The sequence below is a fragment of the Lysobacter arseniciresistens ZS79 genome, assembly GCF_000768335.1.
Classification (GTDB): Bacteria; Pseudomonadota; Gammaproteobacteria; order Xanthomonadales; family Xanthomonadaceae; genus Novilysobacter; species Novilysobacter arseniciresistens.
On sequence record NZ_AVPT01000095.1, the window covers coordinates 1 to 389 of the forward strand.

Annotated in this window: 1 protein-coding gene; it reads right to left on the reverse strand. The window is 74.6% G+C overall.

From position 1 onward, the window contains the following. The coding region (locus tag N799_RS14125) for a phage baseplate assembly protein V (protein WP_036214064.1) at positions 1-389 on the reverse strand (389 nt) is incomplete at both ends.

Consider the following 389-nt stretch of genomic DNA (forward strand, 5'->3'; position numbering starts at 1 on the left):
CCTGGTTGTGCGGCGCGTCGGGCTGGCCGCGGCCGTTGTGCAGGCTGCCGATCACCACCGGCCGGTCGATGTCGCCTTCGAGGAAGGCGACCAGCACCTCCTGGCCCTTGCGCGGCAGCAGCACGCTGCCCCAGTTGTCGCCGGCCCACGCGGTCGCCACCCGCACCCAGGTCCAGCTGCCGGCATCGGCCGGGGCGTTGTCGTCGCCGGCCGGATGCGGCTGGCGGTTGCCGGCGTTGCCGCCGCGCTGCCACGGGAACTGCACCTTGATGCGGTGGTCGCGGTCGGTCTGCAGCGATGCGCCGTCGCTCACCACCACCGCGGTCTGGGTGCCATGCACGGTCGGCTTCGGGTGCAGGCGCAGGCCGTGGCCGTCGGTGGTGCGGGCG